The 16,053-nt window shown below is 66.3% G+C and carries 16 protein-coding genes; 4 read left to right on the top strand and 12 right to left on the bottom strand.

The window, feature by feature from the left end:
* Positions 1 to 3 precede the first annotated feature (3 nt).
* Both ACV7NQ_RS23290 and ACV7NQ_RS23285 read right to left on the bottom strand, forming a co-directional pair.
* The gene (locus tag ACV7NQ_RS23290; protein ID WP_463361590.1) at positions 4 to 627 is read right to left on the bottom strand and encodes an acyl-CoA-like ligand-binding transcription factor; all 624 of its coding nucleotides are present in this window, start codon (positions 625 to 627) and stop codon (positions 4 to 6) included.
* The gene (locus ACV7NQ_RS23285; RefSeq protein ID WP_463361589.1) at positions 617 to 2,161 is read right to left on the bottom strand and encodes an MFS transporter; all 1,545 of its coding nucleotides are present in this window, start codon (positions 2,159 to 2,161) and stop codon (positions 617 to 619) included. Before ACV7NQ_RS23285 ends, ACV7NQ_RS23290 begins: the two co-directional genes overlap by 11 nt.
* A 161-nt stretch (positions 2,162 to 2,322) precedes the next feature.
* Between ACV7NQ_RS23285 and ACV7NQ_RS23280 the strand changes: the two genes are divergently transcribed.
* Positions 2,323 to 3,612 carry a D-alanyl-D-alanine carboxypeptidase family protein gene (locus ACV7NQ_RS23280; RefSeq protein WP_463361588.1) on the top strand — a complete coding sequence of 430 codons (1,290 nt, stop codon included), beginning with the start codon at positions 2,323 to 2,325 and terminating at the stop codon, positions 3,610 to 3,612.
* A gap of 451 nt (positions 3,613 to 4,063) precedes the next feature.
* Here ACV7NQ_RS23280 and yhjD read toward each other — a convergent pair whose 3' ends face one another.
* The 3 genes from yhjD to ACV7NQ_RS23265 are packed head-to-tail and all read right to left on the bottom strand — an operon-like array spanning position 4,064 to position 7,129.
* Entirely contained in the window at positions 4,064 to 5,098 is a 1,035-nt protein-coding gene (yhjD, locus tag ACV7NQ_RS23275) for an inner membrane protein YhjD (RefSeq protein WP_463361587.1), read from the bottom strand.
* A gap of 42 nt (positions 5,099 to 5,140) precedes the next feature.
* Complete coding sequence (gene trpS / locus ACV7NQ_RS23270; RefSeq protein WP_463361586.1) at positions 5,141 to 6,175, bottom strand: tryptophan--tRNA ligase; 1,035 nt, start codon at positions 6,173 to 6,175, stop codon at positions 5,141 to 5,143.
* Between the two features lie 21 nt (positions 6,176 to 6,196).
* A complete protein-coding gene (locus tag ACV7NQ_RS23265) occupies positions 6,197 to 7,129 on the bottom strand; it encodes an oxygenase MpaB family protein (RefSeq protein ID WP_463361585.1) in 933 nt (310 codons plus the stop codon).
* A 107-nt stretch (positions 7,130 to 7,236) separates the two neighbouring features.
* On the opposite strand from ACV7NQ_RS23265, the gene ACV7NQ_RS23260 reads away from it, so the two are divergent.
* On the top strand, positions 7,237 to 7,866 hold the full coding sequence (locus ACV7NQ_RS23260) for a TetR/AcrR family transcriptional regulator (RefSeq protein ID WP_463361584.1): 630 nt from the start codon (positions 7,237 to 7,239) through the stop codon (positions 7,864 to 7,866).
* A gap of 7 nt (positions 7,867 to 7,873) precedes the next feature.
* On the opposite strand, the gene ACV7NQ_RS23255 is transcribed toward ACV7NQ_RS23260, so the two are convergent.
* The 3 genes from ACV7NQ_RS23255 to ACV7NQ_RS23245 all read right to left on the bottom strand — a co-directional run bounded on the left by ACV7NQ_RS23255 (position 7,874) and on the right by ACV7NQ_RS23245 (position 9,751).
* On the bottom strand, positions 7,874 to 8,377 hold the full coding sequence (locus tag ACV7NQ_RS23255; RefSeq protein ID WP_463361583.1) for a barstar family protein: 504 nt from the start codon (positions 8,375 to 8,377) through the stop codon (positions 7,874 to 7,876).
* Entirely contained in the window at positions 8,377 to 8,886 is a 510-nt protein-coding gene (locus tag ACV7NQ_RS23250) for a guanyl-specific ribonuclease (RefSeq protein WP_463361582.1), read from the bottom strand. Before ACV7NQ_RS23250 ends, ACV7NQ_RS23255 begins: the two co-directional genes overlap by 1 nt.
* A gap of 85 nt (positions 8,887 to 8,971) precedes the next feature.
* Positions 8,972 to 9,751: an exodeoxyribonuclease III gene (locus ACV7NQ_RS23245; RefSeq protein WP_463361581.1), complete on the bottom strand. Its 780-nt coding sequence runs from the start codon at positions 9,749 to 9,751 to the stop codon at positions 8,972 to 8,974.
* A 25-nt stretch (positions 9,752 to 9,776) separates the two neighbouring features.
* Between ACV7NQ_RS23245 and ACV7NQ_RS23240 the strand changes: the two genes are divergently transcribed.
* Positions 9,777 to 10,688: an alpha/beta fold hydrolase gene (locus tag ACV7NQ_RS23240; protein WP_463361580.1), complete on the top strand. Its 912-nt coding sequence runs from the start codon at positions 9,777 to 9,779 to the stop codon at positions 10,686 to 10,688.
* A 14-nt stretch (positions 10,689 to 10,702) separates the two neighbouring features.
* Positions 10,703 to 10,855: a hypothetical protein gene (locus tag ACV7NQ_RS23235; RefSeq protein ID WP_463361579.1), complete on the top strand. Its 153-nt coding sequence runs from the start codon at positions 10,703 to 10,705 to the stop codon at positions 10,853 to 10,855.
* Positions 10,856 to 11,025: 170 nt separating this feature from the next.
* Here the strand turns inward: ACV7NQ_RS23235 and ACV7NQ_RS23230 are convergent, their stop codons facing one another.
* From ACV7NQ_RS23230 to ACV7NQ_RS23215, 4 genes are all read right to left on the bottom strand, one after another.
* Positions 11,026 to 12,288: an acyl-CoA dehydrogenase family protein gene (locus tag ACV7NQ_RS23230; protein ID WP_463361578.1), complete on the bottom strand. Its 1,263-nt coding sequence runs from the start codon at positions 12,286 to 12,288 to the stop codon at positions 11,026 to 11,028.
* Between the two features lie 10 nt (positions 12,289 to 12,298).
* Complete coding sequence (locus ACV7NQ_RS23225) at positions 12,299 to 12,844, bottom strand: hypothetical protein (RefSeq protein WP_463361577.1); 546 nt, start codon at positions 12,842 to 12,844, stop codon at positions 12,299 to 12,301.
* A gap of 118 nt (positions 12,845 to 12,962) precedes the next feature.
* Positions 12,963 to 14,174, bottom strand: coding sequence for an MFS transporter (locus ACV7NQ_RS23220; RefSeq protein WP_463361576.1), 1,212 nt, complete (start codon positions 14,172 to 14,174; stop codon positions 12,963 to 12,965).
* Positions 14,175 to 14,517: 343 nt separating this feature from the next.
* Positions 14,518 to 15,735, bottom strand: coding sequence for an NADP-dependent isocitrate dehydrogenase (locus tag ACV7NQ_RS23215; protein WP_463361575.1), 1,218 nt, complete (start codon positions 15,733 to 15,735; stop codon positions 14,518 to 14,520).
* Positions 15,736 to 16,053 lie beyond the last annotated feature (318 nt).

The following is a 16,053-nucleotide window of genomic DNA, read 5'->3' as shown; positions in this document are numbered from 1 at the left end:
ATGTCAGGATCGCTCGGTCGGCTTATCCTTGCCGAGCGGCAACCCGGCCTCCAGGAAATCCATTGCGCGAGTGATGTTCTCGACGTTGATCGGGGAGATGGTCGCGATGGCCAGCGCGCCGCCTGCAATGGCGCCCGCGGTCACCCGCACCTCGAAATCGTCCGGGTCCCTGCCGAGATGCTCGGCCAACAGCTCCGCCATCAGCACGATGGCTCGCTCCATCTCCAAACCGATGGCCGAACGCAGCTCGGGCACGTGATAGAGCAGGGCCTGACGCTCCTGCTCGAACGCCAGCTCGGCCGCTGGAAGATTCGCGAAGACGTCGGCCGTGGCATTGCGGAATGCGGTCAGCGGCGGGATGTCTCGCGGCTGCGCCCGCAGCGCCTCGATCATTATCGGATCGAGATCGTCGGCGATTACCAACTGTTCCTTGGTCGGGAAATAGCGGAAGAAGGTGCTCGGCGATACCTCGGCCGCCATCGCGATCTGTTCGATGGTGGTCTCGCTGTATCCCTGCTCACGGAACAACCGGAACGCTTCTAAGCGAATCGTCCGGCGGGTCCGTTCCTTCTTCCGCTCGCGCAGGCCCTGCATCGCAGTCCTGTCACCGGGTAATTCAACCGACATGTGTCGATTCTGGCGCATCGACGGCGGTAGGCGCGGCAGGTGTGGCCCCAGCGGCCTGAGCAACTGTCGCCCTGCGGCGCGGCAGCACCCAGAGCGCCAGCGGGACCGCGAGCGCGCAGATGGCCGCGCACACCCACAGCATCGCGCACATGCCACTGACGAACGCCGACTGCACGTGTTCCAACAGCTCCGTATTGCCGGTCGACCTTGCCACTGCGACACCGGAATTCACGCTGTCGCCGATCGGATCCACATTGAGGTCGCCGAGTTCGCCGCGATACACGGTAGCCGAAACGGTGCCGAGCAGCGCCACCGCGATCGTGCCCGCCGCCTGTCGCAGCGCCTGCAGCAATGCCGATCCCATGCCCGCGCGGGCTACCTCGAGGTCATCCATCGCTACCGCCATGCTGACCGGCAAGCCGAGCCCCATGCCCGCACCGACCAGGCCGATCCAGACGGCGGTGCACCAGTACGCGGTACCCACCGAGGTCAGCGCGCCGAGACTTAGCCCGACAGCCAGCACCACCAGGCCCGCCGTCACCATCAGCCGGGTGCCGAGCTTCGGCAGCAGTCGGTCACTGAGCCGGGAACCGACCAACAGGCCGGCGATCATGGGCAGCAACCGCAGCCCGCTGCCGAGCGCATCGGTGCCGAGCACCGCCTGGTAGTACTGCGGCACGGTGAAGAACAGGCCAAACATCCCGAAGGTGATGAGCACGGCGAATGCCGCGCCCCAGCGGAAGCCGCGGCAGCTGAACAGGCCGAGATCGATCAGCGGGAAGGCCGTGCGCCGCTGCCATCCGATGAACAGCGCGAGCACCACGGCACCGGCGGCGAGTATGCCCCAGCCGAGTGCGTCGCCCCAGCCTTTGTCGCCGAGGCGGATGAATCCGTATGTCACACCGAGCATTCCGACCACCGACAGCGCAGCGCCCGGGAGATCCAGCGGGCGCTGGTCCGGGTTGCGCGATTCGGGAACCAGCCCTGCGACGGCGGCCGCGCCGAGCACCACCATCGGCACATTGATCAGGAAGACCGAACCCCACCAGAAGTTGTCGATCAGCCAGCCGCCGAGGATCGGGCCGAGCGGCAAGCCAAGGGCGGTCGAGGTGATCCAGATATTCATGGCCCTGGCCCGCTCCGCGGGATTCGGGAACAGTACCGGCAGCACCGCCATCGAGAGCGGCATCATGACCGATGCCGCGATGCCGAGCACCACCCGCGCTGCGATGAGCTGACCTGCTGAGGTGGCGAACGCGCAGGCCAGCGAGGCCGCTCCAAACACAAGCAGGGCGCCGAGCAGGAGCTTCTTACGTCCGTACCGGTCGCCCAGCGCGCCGCCGGGCAGCATCACCGCGGCCAGCGCGAGGGTGTAGGCGGTGCTGAACCATTGCAGCGCACCGTTATTCGCGTTCAGGTCGACGGCGAGAGTGGGCAGCGCGACCGTCAGCACGGTCATGTCCAGGCCGATCGTCAACATCGCCAGCGCCAGGGCGCCGAGCGCCAGCCAGCGGCGGGTCGAGTCCGTCTTCATTAGCTCTCCAACTAATGGTAGTTACATCTTTTTGATAGTAGCTTCCATTTACTAGTTACTGTCAATAGTCGAGTTGCTCCGGATTCTGGACCGATCCGTTTCGCCGCCACGCCCGGCTCCTGTCCGGACGACGGCCGGACAGCTCGCTAGGCTCTCAGCCGATGAGCATCCGGGACTTCCGCCGCCACGCCACGCTGTGCCTCGGTGCCGTGCTGGCCGTTGCCGCCGTGACCGGCGGCGCCGCCGCGGCGCCGCCGCTCGCGGCGCCGCCGAGCACCACGACGACGCCGTTCACGACGCCGAATACCGACAGCTGCCCGCAAAAGACGAAACCACCCGCACCGATCGACGAGTCCGAGGTCCCCTCGCCGGGCGAGCCGACGCCGACCGCACTGCCGATTCCGTCGCCGCCGGTGGGTGGCGCCCGGATGGCCGAATGCGGCGTGGTGATCCCCGAGGGCGCATCGCCGGTGCCGCAAGACATTTCGGCCACGGCCTGGCTGGTCTCGGATATGGACACCGGCGAGGTACTCGCGGCCAAGGATCCGCACGGTCGCTACCGCCCAGCCAGCACCATCAAGGTGCTGCTCGCCACGGTCGCGCTGCGCACACTGGATCTGAACAAGGTGGTCACCGGCACCCAGGAAGACGCCAATGTCGACGGCACCCGAGTCGGCATCGGCCCCGGCGGCCGCTACACCAACAAGGAGCTGATGCAGGCGCTGATCATGGCGTCCGGCAACGACGCGGCGCACGCGATCGCCGCTCAACTCGGCGGTGACGCGGGCACCGTCGCGAAGATGAACGAACTCGCGAAGTCATTGCACGCCTCGGACACTCGCACCGCCAGCCCGTCCGGGCTGGACGGTCCCGGCATGAGCACCTCGGCCTACGACCTGTCGCTGCTGTTCCGCGAGGCCATGTCGATCCCGCTGTTCGCCGAACTCATCCACACCGAACAGGTCGACTTCCCCGGCTTCCCCAAGGACCCGAAGAACCCCGACGACAAGGACCACCCGGGCTTCCCCATCGGCAACGACAACCACCTGCTCTACGAATACGACGGCGCGATCGGCGGCAAGACCGGCTTCACCGACGACGCCAGGCAGACCTTCGTCGCCGCGGCCCAGCGCGACGGCCGCAGGCTCGCGGTCACACTGCTGAAAGCCGATGTGCGGCCGCTACGTCCATTCGAGCAGGCCGCCCGCCTGCTCGACTACGGCTTCGCCCTCCCGAAGGGCAGCAACGTCGGACGACTCCCCGACTCCAACTCGAATCCGTCGAAAACCGGTGCGGCACTGGCCTCCCCATCCCCCAAGGGCGCCGACCAGGCCCAGCCGTCCGCCGAGGAAAGCACAAGCGCGGGCACGCGAACCCCGCTGGTTGTCGGCGGAATCGTCCTCATCCTTGCCCTGCTCCTGGGCGCTCGACGGATGAACCTGCGGCGATAGCACACGGATCGGCTTCCAGCCCACCGGAATCCGACACGGCAATGCTCATTGCGGCCTGCACCCGCAGCCTCGCCGTACTCGTCGACCTTGTCCAGTACACCGGCAGCCTTCTCCCAACGGTCGGCCATCCGAAACAGTGCGGTCTCGTCGGCCTCCGGCCACTTGCAGGCAACAATGCACGCTACCGGCTTCAATGCGTCCGGAATTTCCAATCCCATTCCGGTCATGCCTTCCCGTCAATGTTTCCCCGCGGCCATCCGGCTCCGGCGTCCCCAGCTGTCGCACCGGTGTGTGGGCCGAAGGCGGCGGCGGCAGAATGGTCGAATGAGTCCACGATGAAATCCTCGGATCGGAAGTTTCTTGTCTGCTGCTTGGACGCGCGAACTTCGACCTTGGTTCCATCGGTTTCTTCGCCGCCGAAAGGCCGACGGGCGCCGGCGGATCGAGCTGGTCAGCGGCGGCGCCCCGGCAGCCTGCGCAGTTCCGAAAGAGCAAGGGCGGCAAGGGCTCCCGCACCGAAGTAGGCGGCGCTCGCGGTCAATGACCGACCGGGCACGTGCATGCGTGGCGCGATCACGGCGGCGCCGGGCGGGACGATCTCCGCCTCACGAAGGTTGTCGGATGCCGTTGCGGCCCAAGCCGTGGCGAACAGGATGATGCGATAGGTGATGTAGCTGAACACCATCAGACCGATGATCGAGCCGAAGGCGGCGCCCGCCGGACTGCTCAGCACGATTTGCAGGTAGATGGACGCGACGTACTTGAATGCCTCGAAGACCACGGCGGCCAGTGCCGCCGCCTTGGCCGCGCTTTTCAACGTGACCGGTTCCCGTGGCAGCCGGGCGATTATCCAGACGAACACCGCCCAAGACGCCAGGAACCCGAGCAGGATCGACGTCAGCGTCAGCAACAGACGTGCGCCGGGCAGGTGGGACAGCCCCAGACTGATCAGCAGCCGGGCGCCGAGGGTGCTCGACGCCAGCGCGGACACGCCGATCGAGACCACGAAGGCCAGGCCCAACCCGATGAGCGCGCCGAGGTCGGACAGCTCGGCCAGGAACCAATTGCGTTCCGGGCTCTTCTGATCCCACTGTTCGGTCAGTGCCGCCCGCAGGTTCGCCATCCAGCCGAGACCGGTGTAGATACCGGTGAGTAGACCGAGCGTGCCGACGGTGCCACGGGATTGGACCGCCTGATCGATGATTTTGTTGAGGTCACCGCCCAGGTCCCCCGGGATGTTCGCGACGATCTTGTCCTGGAGTTGGGTGAGCAGGTCCGGGTGGCTGGACAGCATGAACCCGGCGACCGCGAAAGCGACCATCAGCAACGGAAACAGCGACAGCACCGTGAAATACGTGATGCCTGCCGCGTAGTAGTCGCCCCGCTGTCGCTGGTAGCGCCCGCCGGCCCGGACCAGATGGTCCAGCCACGGGCGCCGTTGGATCTGCCGCTCGAGCCACGCCTTGATGTCGTCGATCACCTGCACCTGTTCGCCCCTTCGCAGAGACCTCGCAGGCGCCGCCGCGGGCTAGCGAACCAAGAAGCCCACTCGGTCGTATACCTGTGCGAGGGTGTTGCCGGCGATCTCTCGCGCGTGCTCGGCACCGGCGGCGAGGATACGGTCGAGTTCGCCCTGATCCGACAAATACTCTTCCACCTTCGTCCGCAGCGGCGTGACAAATTCGACCAGCGCGTCGGCGACGTCGGATTTCAGGTCGCCATAGCCTTTGCCCTGGTAATCCCGTTCGAGCGTGACGATCGGCGTGCCACTGAGTGAGCTCGAGATCACCAGGAGATTGCTGACGCCGGGCTTGCGCTCGGGGTCGTAGCGGATTTCGCGTTCGGTATCGGTGACCGCGGAACGAATCTTCTTTGCGGTGACCTTCGGGTCGTCGAGCAGGTTGATCAGCCCGGCGTCGGTGGAGGCCGACTTGCTCATCTTCGAGGTCGGATCCTGCAGGTCGTAGATCTTCGCGGTGCCCTTGACGATGTGTGCCTCCGGCACCACGAACGTCTTCTTGAACCGAGTGTTGAAGCGCTGGGCCAGGTTTCGGGTCAGCTCCAGATGCTGGCGCTGGTCCTCGCCGACCGGCACCTGATGCGGGCGGTAGAGCAGGATGTCCGAGGCCATCAGCATCGGATAGGTGAACAGGCCGACGGACGCGTTCTCCGTGCCCTGCTTGACCGACTTGTCCTTGAACTGGGTCATCCGGCTGGCTTCGCCGAAGCCGGTGATGCAGCTGAGCACCCAGGCCAGCTCAGCGTGCTCGGGCACCTGGCTCTGCACGAAGAGGGTGGAGCGCTTCGGGTCGATGCCGATCGCGAGCAGTTGGGCCGCAGCCGCCTTGGTGCGCGCACGCAGTTCCTTCGGATCCTGCGGCACGGTGATCGCGTGCATGTCCGGGATGAAGTACAGCGCGTCGTAATCGTCCTGCATGGTTACCCAGTACTGCAGTGCCCCAAGGTAGTTGCCGAGGTGGAATGATGCGCTGGTCGGCTGGATCCCGGACAGCACCCGCTGTTTGGGTTCAGCGGCCGGGGTCGTCTGAGCAGGACTGGACATACTCCGATCTTCGCACGGTGCTCAAGTGGAATTTCGCGCCGCCCAGTTGCGCGGGTCGACACCCGGCATGCTCGGGCGACCGGTGCCGACAAGTTCGCGTTCGCGCCGGGAGACGAGTTTGTAGACGGGCGCGCTCGGCCCGGCCAAGGTGCCGCGCAGCACCGGCGGCAGCAGCGGCGGTGCGATGTGCGCGGTACGGACGGCCTGCGCTAGCGTGCGGTAGGCGAGCTGTTCGGGAATCCCCCAGCGCATGCCGTACATGTCGCGGATCCGCGGCGGCAGGCTGCCCTGCACCAGCAGGAAGAACGCGGAGGTGGCCTGCCGCAACGGCATTCGCTGCGGATACGGCACCCGCTGGCCCGCCAGATACGAGCCGACCAGCCTGGCTTCGTCGGTGAGGAACAGCTCGTCGGAGGCGAGGTAGGCGTCGAAAGACTTGCGGAACAGCGGGTAGCTGCCGGGCGCGGCCTTGCGCGGCATGCCGAACAGCTCGGCCCAGCGCACGTAGTCCTGGTACAGCGCCTCGCGCTCGCCGTCGGTCAGTCGACGGACCAGCAGGTCGTACATCACCTCGGCGGAGTCGAAGGTGAAGGCCATGGTCATGTACATCAGGTGCGGGTCGAGTGCGCAATAGCCGGTGCCCGCGGGATGGCGCTTGCCCGCATCCTCCGGTAGCGCGCCGCGCACCGTCTCGTGCTTCTTGGTGGTGAAGGCCAGCGCTCGATCCGCCTCGTGCTTGCTACCGAGGAACACCGCCTCGAACAGCTTGCCAGTCAGCGCGAGCCGGGCGTAGGGGGTCATCCGATGCTCGGTGTTCTCGGCGGTCCCGACGTAGAGCAGCGGGTGAACGGCGCCGACGACCAGGGCGCGCTGGCCATAGGTGAGCCCCACCGCGCGCTTGCTCATCACCCGACGTGCCATCGAATTATCGGCGAAGTAACCGGGTTCGGACATTGTTGCCTCCTCATCGAGCGCATCTGGCAACAGCATCCATCAGAATTTCAATTCTGGCAATGCCCCATACCAGAACTCTGACCCGCGGGGTCTGTCAGAATCGACCCGTGGCGCAGCGGACCTACGGCGGGATCTCCGCGGACGAGCGCCGGGCGCAACGGCGCACGGCGCTGCTGACCGCTGCACTGGAGATCATCGGCACCGATGGCCTGGCCAAGCTCACCGTCTCCGGGCTGTGTGCGCAGGCCGGACTCAACGAACGCTATTACTACGAGAGTTTCGACAGCCGCGATGCCGTGCTGACCGCGCTCATCGATGGAATCGCCGACGAGTTGGCGGGCGCGATCGTCGAGGCCTTGCGCGCCGCGCCGCAGGACACCCGCGCCAAAGCGCATGCCGCGATCACCGCGGGCATCCACCTGCTCACCGACGACCCCCGCAAAGCCAAGGTCGCACTGGTCGCGGGCATGGCGACGCCGGAGCTGCGGGCTCGCACGAATCAGACGGTGCGCGTGTTCGCCCGCATGGTCGCCGCGGAAGGCATCGACTTCTACGGTGTCACAGACCCGCCGGATCCGGCCATCGACTTCCGCGCCACCTATCTGGTCGGCGGGCTGGTGCAGACGCTGACCACCTGGATGCAGGACGATCTGCCGCTGACCCGCGACGAACTCATCGAGCACACCGTCGATGTGTTCGTCCTGCTCGGCGAGGATCTCGCCGCACGGTTGCGGTAACCCGTGATCAGAGGGTCAACGGAACGGCCTGTGGGATAGGCGGTTCACCCTGGAGGATGACGCGGAAGGCGAGGCCCTTCCGCCACCAATACTCGGCGCTGTCGCTGATCGCCTCGGCGAACCACTCGCGCTCCTTCGGCTGGTCGGCCAGCAGGTGGGCCGAATCCCGAATCACCGCAACGTATCCGGTGGCCGAGCCGACGAAATCATCGAGATCGCGCAGGCATTCGTCGAAGGCGTCCTTGTTCTCGCCGAAGTAGTACGGGAATTGGAACGCGGCCGCGAACTCGTCGAAAATGCCCTGGATGGTGCGCATTTTCGGGCCGCGCAGTTCGCGCACCACGTAGTCCGACGGTGCGCGGTAGCGCAGCGCGCTGAGTTCGGCGGGGTCGACGGGCAGGGCGCCGAGCGCGGGCTGGGCCGACGGTGCCGAAGCCGGGCCCGCTGAGAGGCTGGGATCTGCGTCCCCCGGGCGGGCGAGGAATTGCGACAACGGCATAGGCTCGGTCATCAGCGCATCCTCGTGAAGGTTTTGTAGTGATCACCGGTGTAGTAGGCGGAGCCGTCGCTGCCGGTGATGATCCGTTCGGCGTCCCGGGACTGGTCACGCTGTTTGGGATTGACATCCCATTCCCGGTAGGTGATCGGCTTGCCCGCGGTGTCCTTCCCCGGCAGGTCGCCGCCGCGATTCATCCACTGATCGCCGCCCTTGGTGCCCGGCGCGTTCGCCGAATCCGGCCAGCGGCCCGCGTCGATCTCCGCCACGGTCGCGTAGGCGCGGTCCGGTACGCCCGGGTCGCGGCTGGTTGCCGGTGCGGTGGTCGCGCCCGCGTCCGGTGGAAGGGCGGGGCTCGCGACCGCGCTGATGCTGCGGGCAGTCGTGTTCGCCGAGCCGGTCGCGGGCTTGCTGTCACCACCCCTCAGCGCGATGAACCCGACTACGGCCAAGAGCATGACAAGCGCGCCCACCAGCGCGTACGTCCGCCGTCCGCCGGTCACCGGGACCACCGCGTTCCGCACCCGTTCTGGGTATCCGCACTGGTCCCAGGCGCCCGCGAAGGGTGGGGATCCATGAAAAGGGTGCGCGGGCACTCGGTTCGGGCGCTCATCGGTACTGCACCGTGACGGGCGCGTGATCCGACCAACGCTGGTCGTAGGCGGCGGCGCGTTCGGCGACCGCCTGTTTGGCCCGCGCGGCCAGATCACCGCGGGCCAGCTGGTAGTCGATGCGCCAGCCCGAATCGTTGTCGAAGGCACGGCCGCGGTAGGACCACCAGCTGTAGGGGCCGTCGACACCCGGATGCAGCTTGCGCACCACATCGACGTATCCGGCGGCGAGCAGTCCGGCAATCCAGGCGCGTTCCTCGGGCAGGAACCCGGCCGACTTCAGATTGCCCTTCCAGTTCTTGATGTCGAGTTCGGACGGCGCGATATTCCAGTCGCCGCTGACCACGAATTCGCCGGTGCGGGCGGTGAGATAGGCGCCGAGTTCGGCCATGAATCGGTACTTCTCGTCCTGGCGCGGCGTGCCCGCGTCACCGGAGTGCACGTACACGCTGGCCACGGTCTCCTCCTCGAAATCGGCCTCCACGTAGCGGCCCGATGCACCGAACTCGCTGCTGCCGAAGCCGATTCGCACCGCACGCGGTTCGCGTCGGGACAGGATGCCGACACCTGCGCGACCCTTCGACTCCGGTTCGGCATGCGTCAGCCACCAGCCCTCGGCCAGGGCGGGCGCGAGCGCCGCTCGGGTTTGTTCGTCGGTAGCGCGGGTCTCCTGCACGCAGACGATGTCGGCCTCGGTGGCCGCGAGCCAGGCGAGCATGCCCTTGCCCGTGGCAGCGCGAACGCCGTTGACGTTGACTGTTGAGACGACGGTCGGCACCTGACGACCGTACAATGCTGGTCAGATGAACTCCCCGGACACTGCCGTCCAGGAAGGGGTGTCGACGATGACATCTCCCACCACCAGGTCCGCTGTCGCCAAGTCCGCGACAACTCCCCAGCCCATCAAGGCCCTGCACCTGGGATCCGGCGATCCGGTGCTGCTGTTGCACGGGTTCATGCTCTCGCCACATTGCTGGGAACAGGTGGCGGTCCGGCTGTCGTCGAACTGCGAGGTGTTCGCGCCCGCCTTCGCCGGGCACTGGGGCGGCGACGGTGTGGACGGCTGGTCCATCGATGTGCACGCTCTCGCCGATCGGATCGAAGATCAACTCGACGAACTCGGTTGGCGTACCTGCCATATCGCGGGCAATTCGCTCGGCGCCTGGGTCGGCTTCGAATTGGCCCGCCGCGGCCGGGCGCGCACGCTCACCGCAATCGCCCCCGCAGGCGGTTGGAATTCGCCGTCGCTCACCCAGGTTCGGATCGGATTGAAGTTCCTCTCGCTGATCCCGATCATCGAAATCGGTAAGCGCCTCGGTGGATTCGCGGTGCACAACATCTTGGCGCAACGCTTCGCACTGCTGGCGCTCAGCAAGAACGTGTCAGCGGTCCCGCGCCGCGATGTCGCGGCCATCATCAGCGCGGCGCTGCACTGCGACGCCATGCTGCCGATGATCCTCGGCGGCCTGCGCGCCTGCGCACTCGAGGATCTCTCCACCCTCAGCGCCCCCGTGCGCCTTCTGATGGCCGAATACGACCGCATCATCCCGAATCGCGTCTACGCCCGCCGCTTCCTGAAGGAACTCCCCGAATCCGCCGACCGCATCCTGGTCAACGGCGTCGGCCACGTCCCGATGCTCGAAGCCCCCGACCGCATCGCCACCCTCATCGCCGAACACATCTACGCCAGCCGCACCCATCTGCGCGCGGTCTGAATCGGCGGATATCCTTGTCGGGCACAGTCGACGCACTGTCGGGCGGGGTCGATGCGCTGGCCGAGAAACTCGACACCGTCCTGAGCACTCTGAAGAAGCAGCAGGATGTTTCAGGAGGCGGCGTTGGTGCAGCGGCCGGTGGCTCCGGCGAGGAAGTCCAGGACTAGTCGGTTGCCGCAGATCGGCGAGGCCGAAGCCGGGTAGGTCCACGGCGAATGCCGCGTGACCCGCGGCTTCGAGTGCGGTGAGTACGCCAGGTGTCGGCGGTGTCAGCGCTGCCGTGCAGCAAGAGAATGAGCGTCTCCGTTCCGGAAAGTTGTCGCACCCGGTTCTCTGCTCACTGAGCCAGCAGGCCCTTGGCGATGTGGGTCACCTGGATCTCGTTGCTGCCCGCGTAGATCATCAGCGACTTCGCGTCGCGGGCAAGCTGTTCCACGCGGTATTCGGTCATGTAGCCGTTGCCGCCGAACAGCTGCACGGCCTCCATGGCCACCTCGGTGGCGGCCTCGGAGGCGTACAGCTTCATTGCGGAGGCCTCGGCGAGGGTAAGCGGCTTACCGGCGCGGCCCCGCTCCAGCGTGTTGAACACCATATTCTGCACATTGATTCGGGCGATCTCCATCTTGGCCAGCTTGAGCTGAACCAGCTGGAAGCGCCCGATCTCCTGGCCCCACAGCTTGCGGTTCTTCGCGTAATCCAGGCAGAGGCGGTGACATTCGTTGATGATGCCCAGCGCCATGAAGCCGACGCCGATCCGCTCGGCGGTGAAACTGGAGCGCGCGCTCTCGCGGCCGTCGCCGCCCTTGTGCTCCTCGGTCTCGCCGAGCAGTCGATCCTTGCCCAACCGGACATTGTCGAAGAAAAGCTCGCCGGTCGGCGAGGCGTGCAGCCCCATCTTCTTGAACGGTTTGCCCTGGGTGAGACCTTCCATGCCCCTGTCGAGGACGAACGTCAGCACCTTGCGCTCGCGCTTGTCGCCGCCGTCGCCCTCGTCGAGCTTCGCGTAGACGATCATCACGTCGGCAAAGGGACCGTTGGTGATGAAGGTCTTCTGCCCGTTGAGAATGTAGTCCTCGCCGTCGCGCCGAACGTAGGTCTTCATCCCACCGAACGCATCCGAGCCCGAATCCGGTTCGGTAATCGCCCATGCCGCAACCTTTTTCAAGGTGACGATGTCGGCTAGCCAGCGCTCCTTCTGCGCCAGCGTGCCGCGCGACATGATGGTCGTGGCCCCAAGACCGATGCTGACACCCATGGCGGTGACCATGCCCATGCAAACGCCGGACAGTTCCCCGATAAGCACCGCCATCAGCGATTCCTGACCGCTGAACGGGCCACCGCCGGAAGGCTTTTCCTTCTTCTCCGGCAGCGGTTCGCCCGCGGCGATCGCGGCTTCCTTCTTGCGCTGCTTGGCAAGAAGCTTTTCGATCGCATCGACACCCATGGCATCGATCCCGAAGTCGCTGAACAGCTTTCGGATAATCGGGTACGGCGAAAGCTCGCCGCTGTCGAGCGCATCGAGATTCGGGCGGACATGTTTGTCGATGAAGGTGCGCACCGCCTCGCGGATCATCTCGTCGGTCTCGGACCATTCGAACATCGTCGTTCTCCTAACGTTCCCGCGAGATCAAGGCAGCCGAGCGACGATGTCGTCGATGAGCCAGGGACCCTCGGTCTCGATCTTCTTCACGTCGTGCCAGCCTGCCAGCTCGGAGATGGCTCCGCCCTGAACTGCGAAAACCTTGCCGGTGATCGAGCATTTGTCCATCGCCAGGTCGGCGACCAGCGGGGATGTTGGCGGGGCTGAAGGCGTCGAACTCGCCCTCCTCGACCGCGTCCGCCTCGGCGGCCATCATGGCGCCCATGCCAGGGGTGGCCAGGGTGAGGCGGGTGCGTGCGATCGGGGCGATGGCGTTGACCCGGACGCCGTAGCGCGCCAGTTCGTCCGCCGCGACCAGGGTCAGCGCGGCGATCCCCGCCTTGGCCGCGCGCCATAGTTGGCCTGGCCCGCGTTCGGCACGGTCGTTCCGGACGCCGAGGCGGTGTTGATCACCGCGGCGTTCGGCTTGGTTGCCCGCCTTGCTCTGGTCCTTCCAGTACGCGGCGGCATGGTGCAGCACAGCCGCATGGCCCTTCAGGCGCACGGCGATGACCAAGTCCCACTGTGCCTCGTCGAGCCCGGCAATCCTGGAGCCAAGCGCCTAACGGGAGCGGCCCCCACCAGTGGCACACCATCGAGGCCCCTACCGGCGTGTCGCCGCAACCATGTACCACTCAGCGGGTGATGCGGCGGGCGGTCCAGATGGTGAAGGCGAAGAGGAGGACGCCGAGGACGGCGAGGCCCGCGCCGACGGCGGCGGGGGCGGTGTAGCCGAGGCCCGCGGCGATGACCAGGCCGCCGAGCCAGGCGCCCGCGGCGTTGGCGATGTTGAGGGCGGCGTGGTTGAGGGTCGCGGCCAACGTTTGGGCGTCGGCGGCGACGTCCATCAGGCGGGTTTGCAGGCCTGGAGCCAGGGCTGCGCCGGAGGCGCCGATGAGGAAGGCGCCGATGGCGGCGGTGTACGGATTGTGCGCGGCGGCAACGAAACCCGCGAGGATGACGACCATGGCGGAGAGGGCGGCGAAGATCGAGCGATCAACGCCGCGGTCGGCGAGCACGCCGCCGATGATGTTGCCCGCCACCATGCCGAGGCCGAAGAGCATCAGCACCAGCGGAACGAAACCGGTGTGCATTCCGGCGACGTCCGTGAGGGTGGTGGTGATGTAGGTGTAGACGGCGAACATGCCGCCGAAGCCGATCGCACCGACCAAGAGGGTCAGCAGAACTTGGGAACGACGCAGCGCGCCGAGCTCGGTCATCGGGTTGGTGGTGCGGATGCCGGTGAGTTCGGGCACGTAGCGCAGGAGGGCGGCCACGGTCGCGAGGCCGATCACCGCGACCACCACAAAGGCATCCCGCCACCCGAGGTGTTGGCCCAGCCAGGTGGCGCTAGGAACGCCGACAACATTGGCGACGCTCAACCCGAGCATAACCGCAGCTACGGCCTTGGCCCGCTGCCCGGCCGGTGCAAGGGTCGCCGCGGCCAGCGAGGCCACGCCGAAATAGGCGCCGTGCGGCAGACCTGCGAGGAACCGGGCGAAGGCAAGAGTGGCGAAGGTCGGCGCGATGACGGTCGCGGCATTTCCGATGGTGAAGGCCACCATCAGCACCACGAGCAGACGCTTGCGTGGCACCCGTGCGCACAGCGCGGCAATCAGCGGCGCACCGACTACGACGCCGAGCGCGTACGCCGACACCGCGTGCCCGGCGGTCGGCTCCGACACATCCATGGCGCTCGCGATGTCAGGCAGCAAACCCATGGTGACGAACTCGGTGGTCCCGATCCCGAACCCGCCGAGCGCGAGCGCGAGCATGGCCGGGATATGCCAATCCGTCCGCTCGGCCTCGACGCGTGCGGGGGGCTTGGAGGCTACGGGAGTTGTCACGTGTTCATGTAACCGTCCGGCAGCCGCTTCCGCTTCCCGGGTAAACGTGAGTTCGCCCACGTCAGCGCAAGGAAATCGCGTAGGTCATCCCGCAACACCGAATTCGGGCAGCCGTCGAGCGATTCACCCGGAGCGTCACCCGGATCGGAGCGATTCGCGACGGTTCGAAGTCACCCTCCGATGTGGCGGGCAATCAGGCCGGGCTATCCGCGCCGTCAGCGGGATTCTCGGCACCGCCGTCCCCCGGCAAGCAAGGGTTAGGCCCCGTCTTCCGGAAACAGTCCGGGCACCCGTACCACCGTGTGGCGCGGGTGCCCGTGTTGTTCGGATTCAAGCCATCAGGTCAGCGCAGTGCGCGGGCCAGGTTGGCGTCGAGCGTGCCGAGGAATTCCTCGGTGGTGAGGTAGCCCTGGTCGCCGCCGACGAGCGCGGCCAGGTCCTTGGTCATCTGCCCGCCTTCGACGGTCTTGATGACGACATCCTCGAGGGTCTGCGCGAAGCCGATCACCTCGGGAGTGTTGTCGAGTTTGCCGCGGTGCTCGAGCCCGCGCGTCCACGCGAAGATCGACGCGATCGGGTTGGTCGAGGTCGGCTTGCCCTGCTGGTGCTGACGGTAGTGCCGGGTGACGGTGCCGTGTGCGGCCTCGGCCTCACAGGTACGGCCGTCCGGGGTGAGCAGCACCGAGGTCATCAGGCCGAGCGAGCCGAAGCCCTGGGCCACGGTGTCGGACTGCACATCGCCGTCGTAGTTCTTGCAGGCCCAGACGTAGCCGCCCTCCCACTTCATGGAGGAGGCGACCATGTCGTCGATCAGCCGGTGCTCGTAGGTGAGGCCGGCCGCGTCGAACTGGGTCTTGAACTCGGCGTCGAAGATCTCCTGGAAGGTGTCCTTGAACATGCCGTCGTAGGCCTTCAGGATGGTGTTCTTCGTAGAGAGATACACCGGGTAGTTCTGCTGCAGGCCGTAATTGAACGACGCCCGCGCGAAATCGATGATCGAATCCTTGAAGTTGTACATCCCCATGACGACGCCGCCGGCCTCGGGCATCTTCACGACCTCGTGCTGGATCGGCTCGCTGCCGTCCTCGGGCGTGAAGGTCACCGTGACGGTGCCCGCCTGGTACACCTTGAAGTCGGTGGCGCGATACTGATCGCCGAAGGCGTGACGGCCGATGATAATCGGCTTGGTCCAGCCCGGCACCAGCCGTGGCACGTTCGAGATGATGATCGGGGCACGGAAAATGGTGCCGCCCAGGATGTTGCGGATGGTGCCGTTGGGCGACCGCCACATCTTCTTCAGCCCGAATTCCTCGACGCGCGCCTCATCCGGGGTGATGGTGGCGCACTTGACGCCGACGCCGTGCTCCTTGATGGCGTTGGCCGCATCAATGGTCACCTGGTCGTCTGTCTTGTCCCGGTACTCGATGCCCAGGTCGTAATACTCGAGGTTCACATCGAGATACGGATGGATCAGCTTGTCCTTGATGAACTGCCAGATGATCCGGGTCATCTCGTCGCCGTCGAGTTCGACGACGGTGCCTTCAACCTTGATCTTGGACATGGATCTTCGTGTCCTCCTAGGATGGTGCCCTCATTGCACGGCCAGGCGAACACACTTGTGAGTGGACCCCGACTGTTTCAACAGACAACGTATGTGCCCCGCGTTGTCCGCGAAGCGTGTGGTGCAAACAAGACAAGCGTACTGCTGCCAACGATCCCCCCGCGCGGGCAGCCCCCGAGTCGACGCGCCCGAAATGGTTACCGGCAAGTAGGTCAGGAGCGGTCTGCGCCACTGTCATAGCCGCGTTTCGGCGCAGGTCCGCTGGTCCGCAGCTACCCGCTCCGCGCGTCCTTCCCTCCGTGGTCACGTCGAGTGTGA

The organism is Nocardia sp. Tas62D01 (genome assembly GCF_055232035.1).
Note: the sequence above shows the minus strand (reverse complement) of the source record. Positions and strands in the feature narration are given on the sequence as shown.